This window comes from uncultured Campylobacter sp. (assembly GCF_938030685.1).
GTDB lineage: Bacteria > Campylobacterota > Campylobacteria > Campylobacterales > Campylobacteraceae > Campylobacter_B.
Genome location: NZ_CALHHX010000190.1, coordinates 1 through 9,852, shown reverse-complemented (window position 1 = coordinate 9,852; position 9,852 = coordinate 1). Strand labels below are relative to the sequence as shown.

Genomic DNA, 9,852 nt, shown 5'->3' with positions numbered 1-9,852 from the left:
TCGCTTCTAAGCTTCAAAAGCAAGCAGATAGCGATATCGGCGCTTTGTTCGCGGATGTAGTTTCGATCGCCTTTTAGATGAAATTCCCCGACGATCTGTTTGCCGCCCTGCTCCTTCGCGCCGATAAAGACCGTTCCCACGGGCTTTTGCGCGCTTCCGCCGCCGGGGCCCGCGATACCGCTTACCGCAAGAGCGAAGCTCGCCCCGCTGCTTTGTAGCGCGCCCTCCAGCATCTCGCCCACGGTCTGCGCGCTTACCGCGCCGTAGCGAGCGAGCGTATCTTCGCCTACGTTGAGCCAGAGATTTTTTATCTCGTTGGCGTAGCTTACGAGCGAGCCGTCAAAAACATCGCTCACGCCCGCAACCGCGCCGAATTTTGCGGCGATGAGCCCTGCGGTGCAGCTTTCTGCGAAGGTGATCTTAGCGCCTATTTCGCGCAGTCTATCCACCACGAAGCCCATAAAATCTCCGCCTTCGATGTAGCAGTTCTCATAATACTTGCCGACGCTTTGTAAAAACGCGTCCAGTGCTCCGAATTTCATCGCACTGGCGCGCACGAGCAGCAAAAAGGAGCAGGGCCTGCTGATCGTAAGCGAAATTTTATAGCTAATCGCAAGGCTCTCTAAGCGCTGCTTTACGCTTTCGTATTCGCAATCAAATAGATAAAAGCTCTCGCCCGCGTTCGGCGCGTCTTGGAGGATCGGCGGCAGGCTCTGCAAGCAAAGCGCCTTGATCACGTTTACCGAGCAGCCTCTGACGTTTAGCAGGAAGCTGTTTTTCGCCACCGTGCGCGCCATCGAGGGCGCTAAGGTTTCTCCATTTTTCAGCTCGAGCGAATCGAAAGAGAGCGTCGATAAAATTTTACCGACGACCGCGTAGGCGGAGTTTGCCGCAAAGACCGTGATAAAATCGTACGAATCGATCATCTTTTCAAGCGCGAAGGGCAAAACCTTATCGTTTTCGCTTAAGAATTTCAGATCGTCGATCCGCCCAAAAACACGTTCGTAGCTGCGAGAAATATAACTCATCAAAGCCGCGTCGTAACGGATCTCCTCGCCGATTACAAGGATGATATTTTTCATAAAGACCCTCATTAAATTTTCGCACATTATAGCATAAACGCAGACTGCTCTTTCAGAGCTTTTTAATGGCGTTTTGGATAAACTTCACAAATTTTTTAAGACACGAAAAGGTACAAATATGGACTACAAAGATACTCTCTTTCTTCCTACGACGGACTTTGCGATGCGAGGCGCGTTGCCGCAAAACGAACCTGCGCGGTTTAAGGCATGGTACGATGAGCGTAAAATTTACGAAAAGATGAAGGCTAAACGCAAGGGCGCAAGCGTAAGCTTTAATATCCACGACGGCCCGCCGTACGCTAACGGACACCTCCACATCGGCCACGCGCTGAATAAAATTTTAAAAGACATCATCACCAAAACCCATTATTTCTTCGGCGAGGAGATCCGCTACGTGCCGGGCTGGGACTGCCACGGCTTACCGATCGAGCAACAAGTAGAGATTAAACTAGGCGAGCGGAAAAAATCGCTTTCAAAAGTGCAGATCCGCGAGCTTTGCAGACAGCACGCCAAAGAGTTTATCGACGTGCAGCGCAATGAATTTAAAGATATGGGGATTTTGGGCGACTGGGACGATCCGTATTTGACGCTAAAATTTGAGTTTGAAGCTGAAATTTACAAAGCGCTCTGCCAGATCGCTAAAAAAGGAATTTTAATCGAGCGAAGTAAGCCCGTGTTTTGGAGCTGGGCGGCAAAAAGCGCGCTCGCAGAAGCCGAGGTCGAATACAAAGACAAAGAGGACTACTCGATCTTCGTGGCGTTCGATCTAAGTGGTGAAGCGAGCGCTAAAATCGGCGCAAAGGGCGCTAAAGCGGTCATCTGGACGACCACGCCTTGGACGCTGCCGGCAAACGGCGCAATATCTTTGAACCCGAATGAAATTTACGCGCTGACGAGCGAAAATTTGATCCTTGCAAAACCTTTGGTCGAAAGCCTCGTAAGCCTGGGCATCACCAAAGGCGAAATCGTAAAGGAATTTAGAGCTACCGAGCTTGAAGGCCTAAACGCGATCAATCCGCTAAACGATAGAGCTTCAAAATTTATCCTCGGCGAGCACGTTTTAATGGACGGCGGCACCGGGCTCGTGCATACGGCTCCCGGACACGGCGAGGACGATTATTTCGTAGGGCTTAAATATGGCATCGAGGTGATTATGCCGGTGGATGAGGGCGGCTGTTTCGACGAGACACTTAAAACCAAAAAACTCTTCCGCGCAGACGTCGTAGATGAGCTCGTGGGGATGCATATTTTCAAAGCGAACGAGAAAATTTTAGAGCTTCTAGGCCCCGCGCTTATCAAATCCGGCAAATTCGTCCACTCCTATCCACACTGTTGGCGCACACACAAACCGGTAATCTACCGCGCGACGAAACAGTGGTTTATCGCGATGGACGAGCCAATGCCTAGCGGCAAGACACTGCGTCAGGTGGCGCTAGAGCAGATCGGCAAGGTTAAATTTTATCCGCAAAGCGGCATCAACCGCCTTACCTCGATGATAGAAAACCGCCCCGATTGGTGTATCTCGCGCCAGAGGGACTGGGGCGTGCCGATAGCGTTTTTCCGCGATAAAAACACCAAAGAGCCGATTTTTGATGAGAAAATTTTAAATAATATCTACGAAATTTTTAAGGCTAAGGGCGCGGATGCTTGGTGGCAGATGGAAATTTCGGAGCTTTTGCCTCAGGACAGCGGCTATAAGCCTGAAAATTTAGAAAAGGTGATGGACATCTTAGACGTTTGGTTCGATAGCGGCTCTACGTGGAAAGCAGTGCTGCAAAGCGGCGCCTACGATGCGGGCAAATTCCCTGCGGATATGTATCTTGAGGGTAGCGACCAACACCGCGGCTGGTTTCAAAGCTCACTGCTTCTAAGCTGCGCGATCAACGAATGCGCGCCGTACAAGAGCATCCTCACTCACGGATTTACCGTCGATGAGAAGGGTCAGAAGATGAGTAAGTCCGTCGGAAACGTCGTCTATCCGCAAGAGGTCGCAAAGAGCCACGGCGTGGAAATTTTACGCCTTTGGGTCGCGATGAGCGATTACTCGACCGATCTAAAGATCAGCGACAATATCCTAAAGCAGGTAAGCGAGCAATACCGCAAGATCCGCAATACTATAAGATTTCTACTCGCAAGCACCAGCGATTTAAATGAGATCGAGACGAGTAATTTTACGCGGCTTGATCACTGGATCCTAACGCGCGCGGCAAACGCCTTTGCGAGTGCGGAAGCAGCGTTTAGAAACTACGATTTTTCAAAGGGCTTCAACGCCTTGCTAAATTTCTTAAGCGCCGATCTGAGCGGCATCTATCTTGATATCTGCAAAGATAGGCTCTACTGCGACGCACCTGACGAGCCGCGCCGCAGAAGCGCGCAAAGCGCGATCGCTCTGATCACGCGAGCGCTGCTGCCTCTGATCGCGCCTACGCTAACCTACACGATCGACGAAGCGATGCAGTTTGCGCCGAGTATCATCAAAGAGGGCAAGGAAGACGCTTTCGACTTGATTTACAAGCCGATAGAATTTGACGATTTTCTAGAATTTGACGAAATTTTAATCAAATCGAGGGAGAAATTTTTCGAGCTTATCGACGGGCTTAAAAAGGATAAGATCATCAAATCGACGCTTGAGTTGGTTTTGCAGACGAGCTCGAACGAAATTTTATCAAACGACATCCTAGGCGTGGCGGATTGGTTCATGGTAAGCGACGTGGACACTCTGCAAAGCGGAGAAGCTCTGGCGGAGTTTAAGATAAACGACGAAATTTTCCGCCTCGTAAAATCCTCTAAACATAAATGCCCGAGATGCTGGAAATTTAACGCAAAAGAGCCTGATGAGCTCTGCCCGCGCTGCGCGAAGGTCATGCATGCTCGCTAGCCCCATAAGTCTCGGCTTCGTATTTTTTACGATCGCGCTGATCTGCGTAGCAACGGGCGTGGGAATCTATTTCGTGAATAAATTTAAGGATGGCAGATGATAAGTTTGAAAGAGGCTCTAAAGCTGAGCGCGGATGAAATTTCGGCGCTTAGAGCGGAGCTAAAGGATAAAATTTTAAAAACCAAAGAGCTCGGCGCCTACGTCGAGCAGCTCACGGGCGAGGCTCTAAACGTCAGCGGCGAGGGCGTGCCGATCGCGATCAAAGATAACATTCAGGTGAAAGATTGGAGCGTCACCTCGGCGAGCAAAATTTTGCAAGGCTACGTCGCGCCATACGACGCAACGGTGATCAAAAAGCTACGCGAGCGCGGTTTGGCGCCATTTGGGCGGACGAATATGGATGAGTTTGCGATGGGAAGCACGACTGAGAGCTCATTCTACGGCAAAACTCTCAATCCGACCGATCACTCGCGCGTACCCGGCGGCAGTAGCGGCGGAAGCGCGGCTGCCGTAGCGGCAAATATCGCCATAGCCGCACTCGGAAGCGATACGGGCGGCTCTATCCGCCAGCCGGCGGCATTTTGCGGCTGCGTAGGCTTTAAGCCGAGCTACGGCAGGGCCAGCCGCTACGGGCTCGCGGCGTATTCAAGCAGCCTCGATCAGATAGGACCGATCACGCGCAGCGTCGAGGATGCGGCGATTTTATATGACATCATCGCAGGGCGCGACGAGATGGACAGCACGAGCTACACGGGCGCTTACGAAAGCACCGCGGATAAGCTAAACGCTGATCGCAAGCTTAAGATCGCCGTTATAAAAAACTACGTGGACGAGGCCTCGCAGCAGGTCAAAGAGGCTCTAAATTTAACTATAGAAAAGCTAAAATCCTTCGGACACGAGATCGTTTACCGCGATCTTTGTAGCTCCAAATACGACATCGCGACCTACTACATCATCGCAACCGCCGAGGCTAGCGCAAATTTAAGCCGCTACGACGGCGTGCGCTACGGCAACCGCGCAAAGGCTCTAAATTTAAAAGAGCTCTACGCCAACACTCGCGGCGAAGGCTTCGGCGACGAGGTCAAGCGCCGCATGCTTCTAGGCACCTTCGTGCTAAGCAGCGGCTACTACGACGCGTATTACATCAAAGCGCAGAAGGCAAGGGCATTCATCAAAAGCGAATATGAGGAAATTTTAAAAGACGCCGATTTGATCTTTATGCCGATCGCGCCGGGCGTGGCATATAAATTCGGCGAGCTTAACGACCCGCTGCGTGCGTATCTTAGCGACATCTACACGATCGGCGTAAATTTAGCGGGGCTTCCCGCAATCTCCGTGCCGGTAGCGAAAAACAAAGAGGCTCTTAATATCAGCGCGCAGCTCATCGGGCGCGCCTACGACGAACAAACGGTGCTGGACGGCGGCTTGAGTTTAGAAAAAATCGTGAAAGGATAAGTATGAAGATCGTCAAAAAGGCTCTGACCTTCGAGGATGTTTTGTTGGTACCGCAATACTCTGAAATTTTACCCAAAGAGGTCGATATCAGCACGAGTTTTACAAAGAATATCACGCTAAATACCCCTCTCGTGAGTGCTGCGATGGATACGGTCACCGAGTACCGCACCGCGATAATGATGGCGCGCCTCGGCGGCATCGGCGTAATCCATAAAAATATGGACGAGGACTCCCAAGCCAAGATGGTTCGCCGCGTAAAAAAGAGCGAAAGCGGCGTCATTATAGACCCCATCTCGATCAAGGCGGACGCCACGATCAAAGACGCTCTCGATCTGATGGGCGAGTATCACATCAGCGGCATTCCCGTTATCGACGACAACGGCGTGCTGATTGGAATTTTAACCAATCGCGATCTGCGCTTTGAAACCGATACCGCCGCGCTCGTGGGCGAAAAGATGACTAAAGCTCCGCTAATTACCGCTCCAAAGGGCTGCACGCTTGATGATGCGGAGAAAATTTTTAGAAACAATAAGGTAGAAAAGCTTCCGATAATCGACGCAAACGGCCACTTAGAGGGGCTTATTACGATTAAAGACCTTAAAAAGCGCATCGAATATCCAAGCGCTAATAAAGACAAATTCGGCCGCCTTCGCGTCGCCGCGGCAATCAGCGTAGGCCATCTGCAAAGAGCCGAAGCGCTCGTAAAAGCGGGTGTTGATGCGCTTGTGATGGACTCTGCGCACGGACACTCCAAAGGCATTATCGACACGCTTAAGGAGCTGAAGCGAAATTTTGACGTCGACGTAGTAGTAGGAAACGTCGCAAACCCCGCTAGCATAAAGGATATCGCAAACGCGGGAGCGGACGCGATTAAAGTAGGTATCGGCCCGGGCTCGATCTGCACTACGCGCATCGTAGCGGGCGTAGGCGTGCCGCAGTTTACCGCGATCAACGATTGCGCGATCGAGGCGGCTAAATTTGGAATTCCGATCATCGCAGACGGCGGCATCAAATACTCGGGCGACATCGCCAAAGCCCTAGCCGCGGGCGCAAGCTCGGTGATGATGGGAAGCCTGCTTGCGGGCTGCTACGAAACCCCGGGCGAGCTCATTACGTTTCAGGGCCGCCAGTACAAAACCTACCGCGGCATGGGTTCCTTAGCGGCGATGCATAAGGGTAGCTCGGATCGCTACTTTCAAGACGGCACCGCAAAAGAAAAGCTCGTGCCCGAGGGCGTCGAGGGGCGCGTACCTTACGCGGGCATGCTAAAAGACGTGATCTTTCAGCTGCTAGGCGGCTTGCGAAGCTCGATGGGATACTGCGGCAGCAAGGATATCGCGACCTTTCAGCAAAAGGCGGAATTCGTCGAGATCACGAGCGCAGGTCTTAAAGAAAGCCACGTCCACGACGTCATCATTACGCAGGAAGCGCCGAATTACCGAGTCAATCAGTGATCCTTCAAAGTAAAATTCAAAATTTTGACGAGCCGCTCTATCTGGAGAGCGGCCGCGTCTTTTCCAACTTCAAGCTCGCCTATGAAACCTACGGCGAGCTAAATCCGGACAAATCAAACGCTATCGTCATATGCCACGCCCTAACCGGCTCCGCGCACGCTGCGGGGCTCTACGAGGGCGACGTTAAGCCCGGCTGGTGGGACGGGCTCATCGGCGATCATAAAGCGGTCGATACGACGAAATTTTTCGTCATCTGCATAAACATCCTGGCTTCGCCTTTCGGCTCTACCTGCCCGCTCGACGTCGATGAAAGCAGCGGCCGCGAGTACCGCTTGCGCTTTCCGGTAGTGGTCGTCTCAGACGTCGTGCGCGCGCAGATGATGCTTTTAAAGCGCCTCGGTATTTCGCGCGCCCGCGCCGTTATCGGCGGCAGCCTGGGCGGCATGCAGGCGCTGTGCTATGCGATCGAATACCCCGAATTTGCGGATGAAATTTTCGTACTCGCAAGCACATACGCTACGCAGCCTTGGGCGATCGCGTTTAATAAGATCGCAACCGAGGCCATCTTGCGCGACCCAAATTTTAAAAACGGCAACTACGATAAAAATCTGATCGCCGAGCGCGGGCTTGACGGCATGGCGGTGGGGCGCATGGCGGGGCATATAAGTTTTTTAAGCCCAAGCTCGATGCAGGATAAATTTGGGCGCAACTACGTTGAAACCGACGGTCTTTACGAGATCAACGGGCGCTTTCAGGTGGATCGCTACCTTGAATACAACGGCGAAAATTTCGCGCGCAGGTTCGATCCGCTGTGCTATCTCTACATCGCCAAGATGATGAATATATTTGATTGCACGCGCCACTACGGCGATCTCAAAAACGCCTGCGCGCAGATCAGATCGCGCCTGCACCTCATCTCTTTCAAAGGCGACGTACTCTTTCCGCCGGGGCTAATGAAAGAAATTTACGATGCGATGAGCGATCTAGGGAAAAAAGATCGCGCGAGCTATGCGCAGATCGACAGCGACTACGGACACGACGCGTTTTTGGTCGAGATAGAAAAATTTGATTACATCATAAAAAGGATTTTGGATGAGTTTTGAAGAAAAAATGGAGAAGATTAACGCGCTTTTAAAGAGCCTAAACGACAAGGATCTGAGCTTGGAGGAGAGCGTGAAGCTGTATAAACAGGGCGTCGCGCTGCTAAAAGAGGCGAAGGAAATTTTAGAAAACGCCAAACTCGAGGTTGCCGAAATAAACGCACCCGAGCAGGCTTAGGAGGCGACGATGATAAACGTATGCGTTTTGCAACTACCGACGCTTTCGATGAGCGAAAATCGGATCGATTACTATATGAAGGTCGCCAAAGATAACGGCGCACGGATCGTGCTGCTGGGCGAATATGAGCTAAATTCCTTCTTTAGCGAGCTTAAAAAGATGCCCCGCTCCATCGCGTGCGAACAGAGCGAGCATAAGCAGGAGCTGATGGCGCGGCTGGCTGCCAAATACGACCTGCATATCGTAGCGCCGATAATCAGAACCGCAAGTGGCGCAATTCTGAGGCGAGCGGGCATTTTCGGCGGCGCGGCTCAAAAAAGCGTGAGCTCTAGCGGCGAAAATTCTTTAAGCCTTAAAAGCGAGCCTGGTTGCAAAGGCGAGCTAAATTCCAAGAGCGATTTAAATTCCAACGATGGTTCAAATTCCAAAGGCGCTTTAAATTCCAAAAACGAGCAGGGTTCCAACGACGGCTTAAATTCCAAAGGCGCTTTAAACTCCTGCGGCGCAAAATCTTTAAATTTCAAAGCCGCAAATTTAAAAAGCGCCTCCAAGACCTCAAATGCTCTAAATTCCGAAGAAAGTCAAAAAGACGCGAGCGAAGAGGAGATCTTTTGCGCGAGCGAAAACGAGCCCATCTGGGTGAAATCCTGCGCGAAATTTTCGCCCTCGGAGGTGAAATTTTACGATCAAAATATCCTGATGGACTATCCGCACTGGAACGAGGAGGGCTTTTTCGCCAACCGCAAAAGCCGCAAAATCGGTAAAATTTCGCCGATGATCTTTAGCGAGGGCGGCGTGAAATTCGGCGTCTGCTTCGGCTTTGAGGCGCATTTTGACGTGTTTTGGCGTTATTTTATGCAGAAAAACGTCGGCTGCGTGCTCGTGCCGTGCGCCTCGACCTTCGAAAGCGGCGGACGCTGGCGCGAGCTTTTGAAGATGCGCGCGTTTACGAACTCGCTCTACGTCATCCGCGCCAACCGCATCGGCGAGGCGAAATTCGGCGAAAGCGAGTTTAAATTTTACGGCGAGAGCTTCGTCGTAACCCCCGGCGGCGAGATCGCAAACGAGCTGAAAAACGAAGAGGGCGTGCTGATGTGCGAAGTGGACGCGGACGAGATCGCTGCGGCGCGCGGGCTGTGGAAATTCCGCAAAAATCTAGTCAGCAGGGGGCTTTTATGAACTACTTTCACAGACAGATCCAGCTTTGGGGCGAGCAGACGCAGCGCGCGCTTGCGGACAAGCGTATCCTGATCATCGGCGCGGGTGGGCTTGGGAGCAGCCTTTCTTACGCACTCGGCGCAAGCGGCATCGGACGGATCAGCGTCGTGGATTTCGACACGGTGGCACTTCACAACATCCACAGGCAAATTTTATTCACGCTCGAAGACGAGGGTAAATTTAAAGCGGACGTCTTTAAAAGCCGCACGGAAAGCCGCTATGACGGCGTGAGTGTGGAGGTGCATAAGAGCCGCGCGGAGGAATTTTTCGCTAGCGCGATAGACTCGGGCGAGAAATTTGATCTGATTTTGGATGCGACCGACAATCTCGCCACGCGCGCGCAGATCGATGCCTTTGCCAAGCAAATAGGTGTGCCGTGGGTGTTTGCGTCGGTAGATAGCTGGCAGTGCCAAGTCTGCTTCGTGCAGAATGCGGATTTTAAATTTTTCCCGAGCCTAAACGCGACGCCTGCGGGCATAACGGCTGC

At 52.0% G+C, this 9,852-nt stretch carries 8 protein-coding genes and 1 pseudogene; 8 read left to right on the top strand and 1 reads right to left on the bottom strand.

Going from position 1 to position 9,852, the window contains the following annotated elements:
* Positions 1-1,082 (bottom strand): CinA family protein (locus tag Q0369_RS08910; RefSeq protein ID WP_298098843.1); only part of this gene is annotated, 1,082 nt, incomplete at its 3' end.
* 118 nt (positions 1,083-1,200) lie between these two features.
* Here Q0369_RS08910 and ileS point away from each other — a divergent pair.
* The 8 genes and pseudogenes from ileS to Q0369_RS08875 form a co-directional block, all read left to right on the top strand.
* Positions 1,201-3,960 (top strand): isoleucine--tRNA ligase, encoded by a 2,760-nt coding sequence (gene ileS / locus Q0369_RS08905; protein ID WP_298098840.1) that lies wholly within the window; start codon positions 1,201-1,203, stop codon positions 3,958-3,960.
* 96 nt (positions 3,961-4,056) lie between these two features.
* Positions 4,057-5,415, top strand: a complete 1,359-nt coding sequence (gatA, locus tag Q0369_RS08900; RefSeq protein ID WP_298098837.1) for an Asp-tRNA(Asn)/Glu-tRNA(Gln) amidotransferase subunit GatA — start codon at positions 4,057-4,059, stop codon at positions 5,413-5,415.
* A 2-nt stretch (positions 5,416-5,417) separates the two neighbouring features.
* Entirely contained in the window at positions 5,418-6,869 is a 1,452-nt protein-coding gene (gene guaB, locus Q0369_RS08895; RefSeq protein ID WP_298098834.1) for an IMP dehydrogenase, read from the top strand.
* Positions 6,866-7,972 (top strand): homoserine O-acetyltransferase, encoded by a 1,107-nt coding sequence (locus Q0369_RS08890; RefSeq protein WP_298098831.1) that lies wholly within the window; start codon positions 6,866-6,868, stop codon positions 7,970-7,972. The genes guaB and Q0369_RS08890 overlap by 4 nt, the downstream gene beginning before the upstream one ends.
* Positions 7,962-8,147, top strand: coding sequence for an exodeoxyribonuclease VII small subunit (xseB, locus tag Q0369_RS08885; protein ID WP_005872361.1), 186 nt, complete (start codon positions 7,962-7,964; stop codon positions 8,145-8,147). Before Q0369_RS08890 ends, xseB begins: the two co-directional genes overlap by 11 nt.
* A 9-nt stretch (positions 8,148-8,156) precedes the next feature.
* Positions 8,157-8,405, top strand: a pseudogene (locus tag Q0369_RS11235) (carbon-nitrogen hydrolase family protein); the annotation flags it as partial.
* A 63-nt stretch (positions 8,406-8,468) separates the two neighbouring features.
* Entirely contained in the window at positions 8,469-9,326 is an 858-nt protein-coding gene (locus Q0369_RS08880; RefSeq protein WP_367178993.1) for a carbon-nitrogen hydrolase family protein, read from the top strand.
* Positions 9,323-9,852 (top strand): ThiF family adenylyltransferase (locus Q0369_RS08875; protein WP_298098825.1); only part of this gene is annotated, 530 nt, incomplete at its 3' end. The genes Q0369_RS08880 and Q0369_RS08875, both read left to right, overlap by 4 nt.